The organism is Paraburkholderia sp. A3BS-1L (genome assembly GCF_051125215.1).
Lineage (GTDB): Bacteria > Pseudomonadota > Gammaproteobacteria > Burkholderiales > Burkholderiaceae > Paraburkholderia.
In genome coordinates, this window is sequence record NZ_CP120445.1 from 350,983 (window position 1) to 367,409 (window position 16,427).

Genomic DNA, 16,427 nt, shown 5'->3' on the forward strand with positions numbered 1-16,427 from the left:
CATGCAGCGATTTTCCAGCCTCTTGCGCACCGGCCTCACCGTAGCGATCATCCTCAGCATCCTGGCCGCCATTTACGCCCTATGGGTTCGCTACCAGATCGAGCCGCTCACGCGAGACGGCAAGGTGCGCGCCGACATCGTGCCGATCGCCCCCGATATCAGCGGACTCGTGACCGATGTGCGCGTACACGACAACGAAACGGTCAAACAGGGGCAAGTTCTGCTTGTGATCGACCCGTCGCGCTATCAGATTGCACTCGCCCAGGCCGACGCCAATCTCCAGAGTGAACGCGCCGACCTCGATGAGGCCGTACGCGAAGACCGCCGCAACCGCTCCATGCCCGACGTGGTCGCAACGGAGTCCACAGAACAAGGCACGGCCCGTGTGCAGAAGCTGCGTGCCGCCGTTGCGCAGGCGCAGGCTGCCCGCAACCTCGCCGCATTGAATCTCGATCGCACGCTCGTACGGGCGCCCGTCGACGGCACGGTGTCCAATGTGGGCCTGCTGCCCGGCACGTATCTGACTGCCGGAAAGGGGGCGATGGCGCTCGTCAGCAACCAGTCGTTGCGCGTGGAAGGCTACTTCGAAGAAACCAAGCTGCCGGGTATTCACGTTGGAGATCCGGCCAGCGTCTATCTCATGGGCGTCGCCACCGCCATTCGCGGCCACGTTCAGAGCATCGCCGGCGGTGTGCAGGATCGCGAACGCGAAGGCGGCGACGCGCAGCTCGCCAACGTGAACCCTTCGTTCACCTGGGTCCGTCTTGCGCAGCGTATCCCGGTGCGCATTGCGATCGACTCGGTGCCCGCTGGCGTGCGTCTGGTGCCGGGTCAGACGGCTTCCGTCGAAATTCAAGCGCGTGCGGGCGATGTCGCGGTACGCCGGAGCTTGCCATGGTAAGCACGCGAGCCGTTGCGGCTGTAGCGATCAGTGTGCTTCTCGTGGCTTGCGCCGAGGTGGGTCCCGATTACAAGGTCCCGCCACAAGCGCTCGTCAACGCGCCGGTGGCGCAAGGTACGTTCATTTCCGGGGCGACCTTGGCCTCGGATGATGCACTGCCCGATCACTGGTGGCGCCTCTACAATGACCCTGTGCTCGATCGCCTGGTGGAAAACGCGCTTGCCAACAACGTCGATCTCAAGGCCGCAGAGGCCAATCTCGAACGCAGCGATGCGCTGCTCGCGCTCGCACACACGGCGCGCGAACCGTCTGTCGCAATCGGCGCGTCCACCAGCTACACCCAGCAGTCTGCGCAGGCCGTGCTTTCGCATGTCCAGCCGCCCAGGCACGAGATCTACGACATGGGTGTTTCGATCAGCTACGACCTCGATCTCTTCGGCGGCATTCGCCGCGGCATCGAGGCAACTGCAGCCGATCGCGACGCGGTCGTCGCGGCCCGGGACCTCGTGCGCGTGAACGTCGCCGCGCAAACGGCGCACGCCTATTCGGATCTGTGCAACGCCGGCAATCAGATCGACATCGTGCAACAGCAGATCGCCGTGCAGGAGCGACGCCTCGCACTCACGCGAGAACTGATCGCGAACGGCCGCGCCCCCGCGTTCAGCCAGGACCAGCAGCGAGGGGAAATCGAGAGCAGCCGCGCACAACTCGCTCCGCTTGAAGCAGGCCGCATGAACGCCGCGTTTCGTCTAGCCACCTTGATGGGCGAGCCGCCCGCCAACTACGACAAAGCCCTGCTCGCCTGCCACACGCCGCTACAGTTGAAGGCGCCGCTTCCCGCGGGCGACGGCCGCGCATTGTTGAGCCGCCGGCCCGATATTCGCGCAGCCGAACGCCATCTGGCCGCAGCGACTGCGGATATCGGCGTGGAGACGGCGGCGCTCTATCCGGACATCAAGATTGGAGCGTCGATCGGATCGACCGGTGCGGCCACCAGTTTCCTTTCCCCACTCACGAACCGCTTTGCTGTGGGCCCGATGGTCAGCTGGGATCTCCATCGCAGCGCGATTCGCGACCGGATTGCGGCTGCGCGTGCGCAGAGCCGCGCGAGCCTCGCACATTTCGATAGCACGGTGCTCGCAGCGCTGCGCGAAACGGAAACTTCGCTCGACAATTACGCGAGTGCACTCGCCAGGCTGGAGCGGCTCCAATCCGCTCGCGACGAAGCGCGTGAAGTCGACGCCCGCACCAACGAGTTGTGGCGCGGCGGCAAGGTCGGAGGTCTGGCAGCGCTGGATGCACAACGCACGAGGCTAGCAGCCGAGAGTGCCGTCGCGCTTGCGCAGGCCGATGTCAACAACGATCAAATCGCCACCTTTCTGGCGTTGGGAGGCGGATGGCAGTGACCCTCCGCTAGTCACGCCGCATTTCACCCAGCCAAACCTGTTATTTACCTGACTTCCAATCGATGCTCGAAAATACCAACGCAACACCGCAGCACACTGATCTCGGGACCGCTGCTTGCGCGCAACCCTCGATCCAGGCCGGGAAAGCCATCGTTGCCAATCACGGATTCAACCTCCGCAACCGAAATCTGATGCATCGCAATCCGCTCCTGCGAAACATCAGCTATCTGCTCGCCGTCGACGAACATCGAAACTTCACGCGTGCGGCGGATGCACTATTCGTTTCGCAGTCGGCCCTCTCGCAGAAGGTTCGACAACTGGAGGACGAGCTTGGCGCGCAGTTGTTCGATCGTGGCGGTCGGGCCGTGCGCCCGACCGATTTCGGCACGATCTACCTGGAGTACGCGCGCCGCGCATACTATGATCTTCTTACGGCGCAACGCGCCGTACAGGACGTACAGGACCTTTCGCGCGGACAGTTGCGTCTCGCCTTTACGCCAACGTTCACCGAATATCTCGTCGCCCCTGTCGTCGAGCATTTTCATGAGCTGTATCCCGGCATCGTCATCGAAATGATCGAGATGTCGCTGGACGCCGTCGAAACCGCGCTGGTCGAGGACCAGGTCGATCTCGCATTCGGCTTTACAGACGTACGCTCCGAAGAGATCGAAGCGGAACCGCTTTTCTCCGAGCAATTGATGCTCGTGGTCGGCAACAGTCATCCACTGGCTAAACAGCGTGTCGCGGTCGCACCGGAGGAATTCGCGAAAACGCCGCTTGCGCTGCTCACCACGAGCTTCGTTTCGCGCTTTTATGTCGACAGCTATTTTCTGTCGCGCGATTTGCAGCCCACGGTTGCATTGCAGGCGAATTCGATCAGTGCCGTGCTCAAGATCGTGAGCCGCGGAACGATTGCGACCATATTGCCCAGCTCGATCGAATTCGAGCACCGCAACCTGCAGTATGTGTCGTTGAACCCGGCTTTTCCGGTAAGAACCGTCGCGCTGCTGCGATGCAAGCGTGCCTACCGTTCCGTGGCATCCGCCGCGTTTGCGGCGTCGGTTCTCGAGCTGCTTGGTGACGGATGCCTGTCTTCGCTTAGAACATCCATACAAGGCGCCGCTTGAGCCCTAGCCGGGTGTAACGCATCAGTAACCCGGACGGCACGTCCCGCCCGTTCCGGTTTTGTGGATTACCGCATGTCAGCAAGAAACAGATCAATATCCCTCGCCAACGAAGTCCCTTCATGCACACGTGCTGGAAATGCGCCCGTCGAGCGTACGACGGCCGAAATGCAACCACCCATTGCCGTCCGCAAGAACAAGGTGAGGGTCATCGTCTCAATCGATCCCGATCTGCTCGCGTCCCTCGACTCCCTTGCAATGCGCAAAGGCCTCAGTCGCGCCGGTGCTATTTCGCTAGCCTGTGCTGATCTTCTCGAGGTGCATCGCCACTCCACCAGGCCGGCGGAATAGCAGCTCGCAGACTGCACTCGGCGCCGAAGCCGGCTCCGCGCGATCATCGGCCCCCAGCCAATCAATCGTCCACGACTCTTCACGACGACTTTGCTAACGCGATTACCAGGAAACGCGCAGCGTTCTCATATTGAATCCAGTGTCCTCCGGGAAGAACCGCCCACTTGCGGCCGCGACGACTCCGTGAGAGCCAATCTGCGACCTTGGCCGGGTAATTCGCGGTTACGTTGCCTTCACCCCAGATGAACAGAATGGGATGGCGAAGTACTCGATCACGGCGGCAATGTCATTCCTGGCCTCTTCGCATGCAGCAACGATCTTGCTTCGATCTTCCGCGGCACTTACCCAGGACCCGGCACGACACTCGGCCCGGCTATCGTGTTCGGCTGGCGCATTTCAGGCCCATATTTTGGCCTTGTGCGCGCCCTGTGGGGTCGCGGCTCCGCCCTGGGCGACGAACTTTGCGAGGTGTAACTGGCGAGCGCCCAGAAAGCGATTTTGTTCAGTACAAGATCAAAAATCACTCGACTGGCTCGTACGGCAAACCCACGTAATTTTCCGCAATCGTCTTGAGTCCAGCTTCGGACGTCGTGTAGTAGTCGTAGTCTGTACCCTGCATGCGCTTGTCGAAGGTGTCTCGCTCCGAGAACTCGTGCAGCAGGTTCGTCATGAACCATGAAAAGCGCTCTGCCTTCCACACGCGGCGCAGCGCGATCTGCGAATATTTTTCCAGCAGATCGGTGCGACCGTCGCGGTAGACCCGATTCAGAATACGATACAGCGTGCTCACATCGCTCGCGGCAAGATTGAGCCCTTTCGCGCCGGTCGGCGGTACGATATGCGCCGCGTCACCAACTAGAAACAGCTTACCGTACTGCATCGGTTCAACCACATAGCTGCGCAGCGGTGCGACGCTCTTCTCGAGCGACGGACCGGTGACCACCTTCTCAGCCACGTTCAGCGGCAGGCGCGCTTTCAATTCTTCCCAGAAGCGTTCGTCGGACCAGTCTTCGGCCTTCTCGGTCAACGGCACTTGCAGGTAGTAGCGGCTGCGCGTCGTCGAACGTTGGCTGCAGAGCACGAAACCGCGTTCGTGGTGCGCATAAATCAGTTCGTGATTGACCGGCGGTGTGTCGGCGAGCAGGCCGAGCCAACCAAAAGGATAGACGCGCTCGTAGTGTGTGAGCACCTCGACCGGGATCGTCTTGCGTGAAACGCCATGAAAACCATCGCAGCCGGCGATGTAATCGCAATCCAGGCGGTATGTTTCGCCGTTCCTTTCGAATGTGATGTAGGGCGCGTCGCCTTTCACGTCGTACAACTGAACGTTGGCCGCTTCGTAAATCGTGGTTGCACCGCTGGCCTCGCGTGCCGCCATCAAATCACGCGTCACTTCGGTCTGGCCATAGACCAGGACCGACGAGCCACCTGTGAGCGCTTTGAGATCGATCCTGTCACGTCGCCCGCCGAAAATAAGTTCAATGCCGTCGTGAACCAGTCCTTCCGCATCCATGCGCTCGCTCACCCCCGCCTCGCGCATCAGATCGATCATGCCCTGTTCGAGCACGCCCGCGCGGATCCGGCCAAGCACGTACTCGCCGCTTTGACGCTCAAGAACGACGTTGTCGATGCCCGCCTTGTGCAGCAACTGCCCCAACAGCAGGCCCGACGGCCCGGCGCCGATGATCGCTACCTGGGTTTTCATAACCGATGTCTCCTGTATTCCTATCTACACCGTGACCTTTTCACTTTTGCTCTTCGAGCCCGAATCATTGGCGTCACGGTTGAATTGCATTTTTCTAGAAATACAGAGCGCTGGTAAGGCAATTTTTTCGATTAAAATTGGACTTTTAGAAAGTCTCCTGCGGGCCGACAACCGGCGACAGATCCATGAAGCAACCGGCACAGCACAACATCCCTGTATTCAAGTTATACGGAGAAGGACCTGACTGGAGCACGCTCGACTTGCTGCACTGTGAGTCGATACCTGAGCGAAGCAGTTTGCACGACTGGGAAATCAGGCGGCACACGCATGCCGACCTCGCGCAGCTGCTGTACGTGCAGAAAGGAGTTGCACTGCTCGAAATTGAGGGCGAAAAGACCAGGATCGACACGCCTTCGGTCCAGGTCGTCCCGCCGATGTGCGTACACGGTTTCCAGTTTTCTCCGGAAGTCGACGGCTACGTGATCACGATCGCCGCGCCCCTGACGAACTGGCTTCAGCAGCAAATCGATGCGCCTCGCCGCGTACTGGAGCATCCAGCGTGCTATTCGGTCGGCAACGATCTACCCTACCTGAATACCCTGTGCAGCCAGTTAAACCAGGAGTACGGCCTTCCCGCGCCTTCGAGGGACTTATTGCTTCGGTCGCTCGTGAGCGCGCTAGTCGTGTGGGTCAGCCGTCAGGATCAAGAAGGCGAGGAAAGGGACGCCCCCCAGGATCGCGGCCAAGCGCTCCTGAAAGCGTTCTCCGGGCTGATCGAAAAACACTACCGCGAACATTTTCCCATTAGCCGCTATGCCGAACGCCTCGGGGTGACGCCGGTGTATTTGAATATGGTTTGCCAGCGCATTGCAGGCAAGAGCGCGCTCGCTCTCGTCCATCAGAGACTGCTGCTCGAAGCGAAGCGAAGCCTGACTTACACCTCGCTCAATATCAATCAGGTGTCCGACTTTCTGGGCTTCACGGAACCGGCGTATTTCACGCGATTCTTCAAGCGATTCACGGGTGCTACGCCAAACGCATTTCGCAAGCGAGAATGATTTCTCCGCTTTCAATATCCGGCCGTGTACGGAAAAACCACCCCACATGCTCTCGCGCTAACACGATCCGGCCGGATCGGTCGTATACAAGCAGGCTTTGTCGCAACAAGCGATCTTCACCATTGCCTGGCGCGGAACTGCTCAACATCACACAACCGTCGTCGAATACTTTCCGGGCCACAGTTCCAACCACGGTGCAAGGGCGCGCGCACGAGCACGTGGCCGCAGTTCGACGAGTCGTCCGCGTTGCCCAGGGTGGCCACTGCCGGCGTGCCTGTGGACCGGGCGCCTACGACACTAACAAACGGCCCTAGTGCATGGGCACGCTTCCCTGAACACCCGACTGAACCACGCTGCCGCCTCGCCCGATCATAGCGAACAGTGCGGACGCGGACACGAGGGCCGGGAGCGCGAGCAGGCCGAATACCGAGCCGAACTGCCAGCCGAAGCCCATCAGTGCTGCGCCGACCAGCGCCCCCGCCACCCCGCCGATACGGCCGACTCCGAGCATCCATGCGACGCCCGTCGCCCGCCCGTGCGTCGGATAAAAGGCGGCAGCAAGCGCGGACATCGACGTCACTGCGCTCGTCACCAGTGTGCCAGTCAGAAACACAAGCGTGCCGAGCCACAACTGATGTCCGACACCGCGCCCCACCAGCAGGACCATCAGTGCAGCAAGCACATAAGTGGCCGCAATCACGCGGTTGGCGTTGAGGCGGTCCATGACCCAGCCCACACAGAGGTTGCCGACTACACCGCCGAGCGGGAACAGTGACGTCATGAGCGCAGCGCGCTCGCCGGAAAAGCCAGTGTCGCGAAAGAGCGTAGGCAGCCAGCTAGTGAGCAGGTAATAGATCAGCAGGCCCATGAAATACGCGAGCCACAGCATCAGCGTCCCGAAGCGGTACTGTCGCGACAGGACGACGCGAATCGCCGATTCGTGCTTCGTGCTCACACCGCGCTCCGGGGCAACGAAGCGACAACCTTCGAGCGTTGTACCGTGCGCAATACGCCCGAGGATGCTCGCGATTTTCGCGTCGGCACGTTGACGTACCGCCATGAACTGAACCGACTCCGGCAAGAGCAAGATCAACAGAAAGGTAAGCACGATCGGCCCGATGCCGCCCGCGATCAGCACGCTTTGCCAGCCAAAATGCGGAATCAGCCATGCAGACGCGAATCCCCCGAGCGCGAGGCCGGTGGAAAAGCCACAAAACATCGTATTGACGACAACCGCACGCACGCGTGTCGGCGCATATTCGGACATCAGCGTGACGGCGTTCGGCATGGCTGCGCCGAGTCCGAGGCCCGTGCACAAGCGCAGGATGGTTAGCGACTCGACCGAGCTGGCGAATGCCGCTGCAAGACTCCATAGTCCGAAAAAGGCTACCGAAAGCACCAGCACCGTCTTGCGCCCGAGGCGGTCGGCGAGCGGACCAGCCAGAACTGCACCGATGCCAAGCCCGACCAGAGCCGCGCTCATTACCGGACCCAGCGCGACTCGCGCAATACCCCACTGCTGCACGAGCGACGGCGCGATGAAGCCGATGGCAGCCGTGTCGTAGCCGTCGGCCGCCACAACGAGAAAGCACAGCACGAGAATGATCCACTGAAATGGGGAGAACCGCTGGCTGTCGATAAAGGCCTGGGTATCGACGACGCGTTCCAAGGTCTTCATTACAGCCCTCCAGCGAAGTGATAGACGAGCGGGGGCAACGCGCGGGCGGAGCCGGCGCGATCGAGCGCTTCCATTGCAATGTCTCCAAGGGTCGATGTCGTTTTATTGCTGCGCCGTACCCGCGGACGCGGAACGGCCAGGGTGACAGGGTCGCTTCCCGCCCCATCTTAATCAGGCATCCGAATCTCTTCCGTAAAGAGCGGACACAAGACATGTTCTGCGTCTTCCACGAAAGAATTTCTGTCGAATCCGCCTGCCTGAAGTATAGGCAGACGGCGTCGGCCGATCATGGACAAAACTACGTAAAAACAGGACAATCTGCACATGCGAGGGAAGACATCATGAGGAAAATCCCTAATTACGAGCTGTACGGCGAAGCCTCGTCCGCCCGGCCCCCGTGGCACGATGCATTCAATTTCGAGTGGATTCCCGAGCGCAGCCGGCCGAATGACTGGAACATTCCCGCGCACCGCCATGACGCACTCCTGCAGTTTTTGTACATCCGCAGCGGCCACGGCCACGTCGTCGTCGAGAGCGAAAAAAACCCGTTTGACCCGCCGTGCCTCGTGATCCTTCCCGCGACGGTGGTGCACAGTTTCGTGTTTTCGCCGGAGATCGACGGCCTTGTCGTGACGGCGGCGCAGCGCGCGCTGGAGTCCATTGCGAAGTCTGTTTCGACGACGCTTATCACGGTTCTCCAGCGCCCCGCCGTGATCCCTGTGCGCGGGCCGGCGGCCAGCGACGAAACACTGATGCCGCTATTCAATCTGCTCGAATTGGAATTCCGCCGTGGTGCGGCAGGTTATACGGCGGCGGGGATGTCACTGTTAATGGCACTTTTCGTACAGGCGGCGCGACTGGTCGAACATGCCGACATGCCGGTGGCCGCCCTCGCCGCGCGACGCAGTTTGCAAATCAGACGCTTTCGTGAACTGATTGCCCAGCATTTCCGCGAGCATCGTCCGGTCGAGTTCTATGCAGACGCGCTCGATATCACCGCGCCACAACTCGGGCGCATCTGTCGCGACGAGCTCGGCGCGTCACCCACCGCGCTAATCAACGACCATCTGATTCGCGAAGCGCAGCGCGACCTCGTCTATTCGGGAATGACCGTCAAACAGATCGCGCACAGCCTGGGATTCGAGGACAGCGCCTATTTCAGCCGCTACTTCCGCAAGCAGACCGGCGCGACACCCCGCGAGTTCCAAAGCTCGGCTCATCGCGACCTTGCATTGGGTACGTCGTAGTTGGCTTACTTTGCGACGCTACTCAGCGCGGCCGCACGAATGAGCCGCGTCTCCTGTGCCGTGATCAGATGGCCCGATGCCTCGAGATAGGCCGGAAAATCTGGATGCGTATCGCGTGCAAGGCATCGTCGTTCGTAGTCTGCCAGATCGTCATATCCCCACAGGTGCGTGAACTGGTTCTGCGCCCCGACCAGGCTTGTCCAAAAGCCGAGCGGATGTCCAAGCGTCTCGAGCAGGATCGGCATGGCGAGCCTGTCAAACACTTCGAGAAACTCCGGCATTTTGCGCAGCGCGATCGTGTAGACCCGGAAGTCCACGAGGGGCTTTGCCAGATACATTGGTTGGGTGCTCATGCGCGTACCTTCTCTTTGCAGGTCATGGCCTTGGTGGCGATGGCGTTACCGGTGACATAGCCGAACGTCATGTTGGGTCCATGGGTGATGCCGGCACCCGGATAGTTGCCGCCCATCACGCTGCGCCGGTCATTGCCGACCGCGTAAAGGCCCTCGATCTCGCTGCCGTCGGCACGCAGTACCTCGCCGGTGACGCTGGTCCTGAGGCCGTCGAACGTGCCCAGATCGCCCATCACCACCTTCACTGCATAGAAGGGGCCGGTCGCGATCGGCGCAACGCAAGGGTTGGGCTTGTTATCGGGATCGGCGAGATAACGATTGAACGACGTGCTACCGCGATGGAACGCCGGGTCTTCTCCGCGCGTGGCGTCGAGATTGTAGGCGCTGACCGTCGCTTCAAGCGCATCAGGAACAATCCCGCAATTGCGCGCCAATTCGCTGATCGTCTCGCCCTTGATCAGGTAGCCTTTGCGCAGCAACGGACCCACCGGCATCGGCGCGGGCTTCGCGTACCCCAGTCCATACTTGGCCAGCGCGACCTTATCGCAGATCAGCCACATCGCCGTCTCCCGTTCACCCTCGCAGGCGCGGATCAGCGCCGCGCCAACATCATGGTAAGAGTTCGACTCGTTGGTAAAGCGCTGACCGCTGCGCAGCACACCGATCACGCCCGGCTTGTAGCGGTCGAGCAGGTGCGGAAACACGCCTGTGCGGCCCTTGCCGAAGGGCACCTCGGAGACAGGCATCCAGGCCGCCGCATCGGGAAAGCCAAGTTGCACTGCGCCGCCCACCTTCTCCGCCATGGTCAGCCCGTCGCCCGTATTGCCGACGGGCGTGGGCGAGAGATGCTTCCCCCCACGCTTCACATGCGGATAGACCTGCGCAATGCGCTTGCGATCATGCGGAAAGCCACCGCAAGCCAGCACGACGCCGTGCCGGGCAGTGATGCGAAGATCGCCGTCCGCAGCGGTTGCGCGCACACCGACCACCGTGCCGTTCTCGCTCAGCAGTTCCTTCACGGGCGTCGAAGTGCGGATCGGAATATCGATTGCCAGCGCCGACTTCGCGAGCCTCGCAGCAAGCGCGTTGCCGCTCGTAACGTTGATCCCGCGCCGGTAGAGCGCCAGTTCCTTGAGGTGCGTGGCCAGACGCCGGGCCACGTAGCAGAACGAAACAAGGGATTTGGTCGCGCGGAAGAAGTGTTTGAGGTCAGCGTTCGAGGAATTGAACATCATTCCCATGAAGGTGATCGTCTCGAGCGGCGGCTTGAGGCGCTGCATGTCCTTGCCCAGACCGCGAATATCATAGGGTGCGGCGAGGATCGAGCGGCCGATGTCGACGCCGCCGGGCGCATCCGGGTGGTAGTCCGGATAGAGCGTGGGCACGAACTTCATCTCGGTCTCCCGCTCGAAGAACTCGACCATTTTCGACCCGTTCTCGATAAAGCATTGGACCGCAGCAGCATCGTAGTTGCGGCCCGTCTCGCTCATCATGTATTCGCGCACGTGCTCGACGGTGTCCGCCGGGCTCTGCTGCCGGCCATATTTGCTCAGCGGAATCCACAAGACCCCGCCCGACAGCGCGGTGGTACCTCCGAACACGGACTCCTTTTCGAGCACGATGACATCGAGGCCGCGCTTCTTTGCAGTGATCGCGGTGGCGAGGCCTGCGGCACCCGATCCGACCACGACCAGATCGCAAGTGATCTCCTTGGCCATATTCACTCTCCTTTTCGTTATGGTGTGAGGGTGCTCACACGGCCGGGGTGGCGTTAAAGCCAGGGCGCGGAACCATGTCCATCAGCATGCAATCGAGCCCGCCGTCGACAAGCACTTCGGCGCCATTGACGTAGGCAGCCAGGTCAGAGGCAAGGAACAGTGCCGGACCGGCGAGATCCTCCGGCTCGCCAATGCGGCGGCTCGCGGTAGCCGCAGCGCGGCGAGCCTCGAATCCAGGCTCCTCGTAGAATTTCGCGGACAACGCAGTGCGGATCATGCCGGGCAGCACGCAGTTGCTGCGCACGCCGCGCGGGCCCCACTCCGCCGCCAACTGCCGCGAGAGCAGCAGCACGCCGGCTTTGCTCGGGCTATAGGAGCCACTATTGGTCTGCGGATTGAGCGCCGCAATCGAGGCAACATGAACGATACTGCCCTTGCCCCCTGCCAGCATGTCGCGCCCGAACGCGCGGGCACACAGCAGATAGCCGGTGAGGTTCACGGCGATGGCCTGATTCCAGTCTTCGATCGAGACCGTCTCGAGCGGACCGGAGCGTAGCAATCCTGCATTGTTGACCAGCACGCTGGCCGGACCGAGCGCTGCGCGAACTTCGCCGGCGGCTGCGGCAACCGAAGCTTCGTCCGACACGTCGCAGCCGATAGCGTGCGCCACGGCGCCGGCTTTCCGAAGTTCGGCGGCAACGGCTTCAGCGCCGGCAAGATTCCGGTCTACGAGCGCCACACGTGCTCCAACACCGGCGAAGGCGCGCGCAATACCGGCACCAATACCGCTACCCGCGCCCGTGATCACGCAGACCTTGCCGTCGAGGTTCAGACCGTAGGGGGCCGAAACGGCGGCGAGATTTTCCATTTGCTGTGCCATGTAATTACTTTCCCTAAAATTTTCCGTGCAATTACGCTTCCTGAAATCCGTATCGCCATTGAACGCCCCAAGCGCCTGTGGAACAATGGACAGAGACTACATATAACAGGACATACCGTGCATCATGGCCCATGACCCAAAGCGCCGCCGGACCGTTCTGCACTTCGCGCTCTACGGCGCGGAAGCCGGCCAATCCTGGGTCGACATGGTCCATTACGAGCCGATTCCCCTGCGAGCCGGACGCTTCGACTTCGAGATCAAGCCGCACGTCCACGACGCGCTGATCCAGGTGCTCTACGTCACCCGCGGGGGCGGCGAAACCTTCATCGACGGCAAAACATGGGCAGTCGTTGCACCATGCCTGATCGTCGTGCCCGCTCACTCGGTCCACGGCTTTCACTTTCGCAGCGACATCGACGGGCACGTCATTACAGCCGCTCAGCCCGCGCTGGAATCGCTGGCGATGACGGCCGCGCCCGAGTTGCTGGAATTCATGCGCACGCCAACGGTGCTCACGGTCGATCCCGACGTCGAACGCGGCACACCGCTGGACACGCTTTTTCAGTCGATCGGGCACGAGGCGAAGAGCCACGAGCGCTGGCAGTTCACCGCAGGCGCGGCACTGGCGATCGCCCTTTTCGTCAAGATCGGACGCCTCAGCGAGAGCGCCCGGCTTTCAGCAAGCTCCGAGCAGCGGACGATGGCGGCGCGCATCGAACGGTTCCGCGCCCTGCTCGACCGCCATTGCCGCGAGCGGCGGCCAGTGGCGAGCTACGCCGACGAGATGGGTGTAACGACCGGCCAGCTCTCCCGCATCTGCCGCGCCACCTTCGGGGTCTCGGCAATCGAGGCAATCGACGCACGCTCGATCCACGAGGCCAAGCGGCTGCTCGGCTATTCGACGCTCAGCGTGAAGCAGATCGCCAGTGAACTGGGCTTTCAGGACGAGGCCTATTTCGGCCGATTCTTCCGCAAGCAGACGGGACTGCGGCCAACCGAATACCGCTCCGCGGCCCACGATCGATCCTTGCCGCCCGAAAAGGGGAAAGCGGACTGACCCGAGCGCCCCTCCTCCGGTTCAGGCCGACAATCTGTCCAGCTTGACGAACAGGTGCTCGGGCCCTGAGTTGGTCAGATTGTTTCCCCGCACATACTGGATCGGCCTTGCTGGATCGAGCGCAATACCGCCAATCTTGCGGGCCAGCGCCTTCGTCGCAATCAGTGTTTCCAGCTTGGCGAGCGGCGCGCCAAGGCATTTGTGCATGCCGTTGCCGAAACCCAGGTGGCCGCTGGAATCGCGGTCGATGTCGAACGTCTCACCGTCGACAAACTTGCGGCTGTCGCGGTTCGCGGCCGACAGCAGCAATCGCACCACCGCCCCCTTGGGCAGATCCACGCCCGCGACCGTGGTTGCTTCGGTAGTGATGCGGCTCACACGCTGGACTGTTCCGCGATAGCGCGCCACCTCCTCGACGAAACGGTCGGCGTCGGCGGAGTTTTCGCGGATCCGTCCCAGCAGATGCGGCTGTTCGGCGAACATGCGGAAAGCGTTGGCGACAAGGATGGTCGTCGTGTCATGCCCGGCGATGAAGACGAAGGCACACAGTTCCTTCGCCTCCTTTTCCGAAAGCAGACCGTCCTTCCACATGCGCGCGATATGCCCGCCAATCGACTGGCTGTCGGTGAGTGCAAGCCGCTCCATCGCTTCCTTCAGGTATGCGAAGAAAGCCTGCGCGCTTTGCTCGTCGGTGCCGGTCCCCGGTGCATTGCGGGCGAGCCGCCCGAAATAGCTAAAGGTCTCGTCCGACCAGAACTTCATCTTCTCCTCATCCTCGTTCGGCACGTCGATCATCGTGGAGATGGTCGAGATGCTGAGCGGGATGGCGAAATCGTTGACGACATCACCGCCGCCTTTGTCAATCATCGCGTCGAGCAGGTCCTCTGCCCTTTGCGCGATCTGTTCGACAAAGGGATCGAGCGACAGCGGCAGGAAAGACGGCTGGACGACCTTGCGTAAGCGCGAATGATCGGGCGCATCGAACAACGTGAGGAACGTCAGTGGCGGCGGGCTGACAACCTCGGATGAAAACAGCTTTGGATTACGAATCGCTTGATAGACGTCGTCATAGCGCGAGAGGAACCAGACGTCCGAAGTCGCCGACTGGCAACGCAGCACCGGCGCGTGCTCCCGCATCCAGCGGTAGTGCTCGTAAGGGTCGCCTTGCGAGCCGTCATCGACCACCTTGAATGGCTCCAGCCCCTCGGGCCAGTCCAGTTCGTGTGAATAGGCCGGAAGAGTCCTGGCGGTGAACGGGCAAATCTGCGGTGCGCTCTGCGGCACGGCAAACGGGGCAGCGGTGGGCGCTGCGACCATGGGTGCGCTCTTGCCCAGCGCCATACGCTCCAGCGCCCGGCTCATCGTGGCCCTGGAATGGTGAGCATGCAGCGCAATCACGTCTCGCGCCGCATTCAGGTCCCCCAGTTCGAACGCGGCAACAATGTCCCGGTGCTGCTGGACGATATCGCCGACGATCTCGATCTGGTCGGTCAGCGCGCGGGCGATGTAGTCCTGCACAGCCAGTTGCCGGTAGAGCGCGATCAGCTGGGTATTGCCAGAAGCTTCGATCGTGAACATGTGGAAGGCGCGGTTTGCCTCGATGTAGCGCGCCACGTCGGTAAAGCGGTGCCCGCACACGAACTGCGCCGTCGCTTCGGCGAGTTGGCGAAAGTTGATCAATTGCTCGCTCGACAGCCGGCCCATCGTCAGTTGAGCCGCTCCCAGTTCGAGAGCCATGCGCAGGTCGAAGGCTTCATCGACATCAACAGGCGCGATGCGCTCCTCGCCGGTCTGCACCACCAGGCCAGTGCCGGCGAATTTCTCATAATAGAAGTTACGCGGCGTCAGCCCTTCGGACGAGAGAAAATTGCGCACTGCATCGACCATCGGCGGCGGGCCGCAGAGATAGACATCCGCATCGCCATCGTTGAGCTGGGAGGCAACGATGTGGTGAGTTACATACCCCTTGTTGGGATAGGCACTGTCGGGGTTGGAGACGGTGCAGGCATAGGTGAAGTTCGGCAGGCGCTGCGCATAGGCTTCGAGCCGGTCGAGGCCGACCAGATCCTCATCGTTGTTCACGCCGAGGATCATGTGGACTGGATACGGGCTGCCGCCGTCCTCCACAATCTTGTCCAGCATCGAGAGAAACGGCGCGAGGCCCGTGCCACCCGCCAGGAACAGCACCGGGCGCTCGATGGAGCGCAGGTAGAAGCTCCCCATTGGGCCACGAAATTCGATTGGATCCCCTACTTTGGCGGATTCGCAAAGCCAGGTCGACATCGTGCCTTGACGCACGTTGCGCACAAGGAAGGACACGTGCCGCTCGGACGGCCCCGAACTGAACGAGTAGGACCGCGTCTGATCGGTGCCGGGCACCCGGATGTTGACGTACTGCCCAGGAAGGAAGCTGAGATCCACACGATTATCGAGTTCGACCGAGAAGACGATCGTGCTGTCCGACGCTCGTTGGCAGGTGATGATCTGTCCACTGAAGGAGGACGGGCCGGTGCCCGAAACATCGGAGTTCGTGGCGATCTGAATCACGCAGTCCGAACGCGGGCTCATCTGGCAGGTGAGAACCTTGCGGGCGCTCGCCTCCTCAGGGCTAAGCGCATCTTCCACGCAGTCGCCCAGAACGTACTCGCCAGACTCGCAAACCGCCATGCAGGTGCCGCACACGCCATCACGGCAATCGAGCGGAATATTGATTTTCGCGCGAATGGCGGCATCGGTGATGCGCTCTGTATCTTCGCATTCGATGAAGCGGGTCACTTCATCCTCAAAACGTAGGCTTATCTGGTGGGCCATGGCGGTGTCTCCTCTAGAGCCGCCCGAACATGGCGCTCCGCTGGCGGCATGCTCGGGCTGGGGCGGCGCGAGCTAACCGTGTTTCTCGCAAGCGCCCGGTGGGGTTAATGCCGCCAATTTAGAGCCTGTGCCACATTC

12 protein-coding genes and 1 pseudogene are annotated in these 16,427 nt (G+C 61.5%); 7 read left to right on the forward strand and 6 right to left on the reverse strand.

Annotation, left to right across the window (positions count from 1 at the left end):
- Position 1 precedes the first annotated feature (1 nt).
- The 4 genes and pseudogenes from P5W99_RS32330 to P5W99_RS32345 all read left to right on the forward strand — a co-directional run.
- Positions 2-901 (forward strand): efflux RND transporter periplasmic adaptor subunit, encoded by a 900-nt coding sequence (locus P5W99_RS32330; RefSeq protein WP_421028621.1) that lies wholly within the window; start codon positions 2-4, stop codon positions 899-901.
- Positions 895-2,307, forward strand: a complete 1,413-nt coding sequence (locus P5W99_RS32335; RefSeq protein ID WP_434666420.1) for an efflux transporter outer membrane subunit — start codon at positions 895-897, stop codon at positions 2,305-2,307. The genes P5W99_RS32330 and P5W99_RS32335 overlap by 7 nt, the downstream gene beginning before the upstream one ends.
- Positions 2,308-2,498: 191 nt before the next feature.
- On the forward strand, positions 2,499-3,434 hold the full coding sequence (gene cynR, locus P5W99_RS32340; RefSeq protein WP_421028623.1) for a transcriptional regulator CynR: 936 nt from the start codon (positions 2,499-2,501) through the stop codon (positions 3,432-3,434).
- A gap of 603 nt (positions 3,435-4,037) precedes the next feature.
- Positions 4,038-4,256, forward strand: a pseudogene (locus P5W99_RS32345) (FAD-binding protein); the annotation flags it as partial.
- Between the two features lie 46 nt (positions 4,257-4,302).
- On the opposite strand, the gene pobA reads toward P5W99_RS32345, so the two are convergent.
- Complete coding sequence (gene pobA / locus P5W99_RS32350; protein WP_421028624.1) at positions 4,303-5,487, reverse strand: 4-hydroxybenzoate 3-monooxygenase; 1,185 nt, start codon at positions 5,485-5,487, stop codon at positions 4,303-4,305.
- Between the two features lie 185 nt (positions 5,488-5,672).
- Between pobA and P5W99_RS32355 the strand changes: the two genes are divergently transcribed.
- The gene (locus P5W99_RS32355) at positions 5,673-6,545 is read left to right on the forward strand and encodes a helix-turn-helix domain-containing protein (protein ID WP_421028625.1); all 873 of its coding nucleotides are present in this window, start codon (positions 5,673-5,675) and stop codon (positions 6,543-6,545) included.
- Positions 6,546-6,855: 310 nt separating this feature from the next.
- Here P5W99_RS32355 and P5W99_RS32360 read toward each other — a convergent pair whose 3' ends face one another.
- Positions 6,856-8,223, reverse strand: coding sequence for an MFS transporter (locus tag P5W99_RS32360; RefSeq protein ID WP_421028626.1), 1,368 nt, complete (start codon positions 8,221-8,223; stop codon positions 6,856-6,858).
- Positions 8,224-8,564: 341 nt separating this feature from the next.
- Here P5W99_RS32360 and P5W99_RS32365 point away from each other — a divergent pair, with 341 nt between their 5' ends.
- A complete protein-coding gene (locus P5W99_RS32365) occupies positions 8,565-9,470 on the forward strand; it encodes a helix-turn-helix domain-containing protein (RefSeq protein WP_434666601.1) in 906 nt (301 codons plus the stop codon).
- 5 nt (positions 9,471-9,475) lie between these two features.
- Here P5W99_RS32365 and P5W99_RS32370 read toward each other — a convergent pair whose 3' ends face one another.
- The 3 genes from P5W99_RS32370 to P5W99_RS32380 are packed head-to-tail and all read right to left on the reverse strand — an operon-like array spanning position 9,476 to position 12,421.
- The gene (locus P5W99_RS32370) at positions 9,476-9,823 is read right to left on the reverse strand and encodes an NIPSNAP family protein (protein WP_421028627.1); all 348 of its coding nucleotides are present in this window, start codon (positions 9,821-9,823) and stop codon (positions 9,476-9,478) included.
- The gene (locus P5W99_RS32375; RefSeq protein ID WP_421028628.1) at positions 9,820-11,541 is read right to left on the reverse strand and encodes an FAD-dependent oxidoreductase; all 1,722 of its coding nucleotides are present in this window, start codon (positions 11,539-11,541) and stop codon (positions 9,820-9,822) included. The genes P5W99_RS32370 and P5W99_RS32375 overlap by 4 nt, the downstream gene beginning before the upstream one ends.
- A gap of 34 nt (positions 11,542-11,575) precedes the next feature.
- Entirely contained in the window at positions 11,576-12,421 is an 846-nt protein-coding gene (locus P5W99_RS32380; RefSeq protein WP_421028629.1) for an SDR family NAD(P)-dependent oxidoreductase, read from the reverse strand.
- Positions 12,422-12,545: 124 nt separating this feature from the next.
- Here P5W99_RS32380 and P5W99_RS32385 point away from each other — a divergent pair, with 124 nt between their 5' ends.
- On the forward strand, positions 12,546-13,478 hold the full coding sequence (locus tag P5W99_RS32385; protein ID WP_434666428.1) for a helix-turn-helix domain-containing protein: 933 nt from the start codon (positions 12,546-12,548) through the stop codon (positions 13,476-13,478).
- Positions 13,479-13,499: 21 nt separating this feature from the next.
- Here P5W99_RS32385 and benC read toward each other — a convergent pair whose 3' ends face one another.
- Positions 13,500-16,289, reverse strand: a complete 2,790-nt coding sequence (gene benC / locus P5W99_RS32390) for a benzoate 1,2-dioxygenase electron transfer component BenC (protein WP_434666431.1) — start codon at positions 16,287-16,289, stop codon at positions 13,500-13,502.
- Positions 16,290-16,427: the final 138 nt, after the last annotated feature.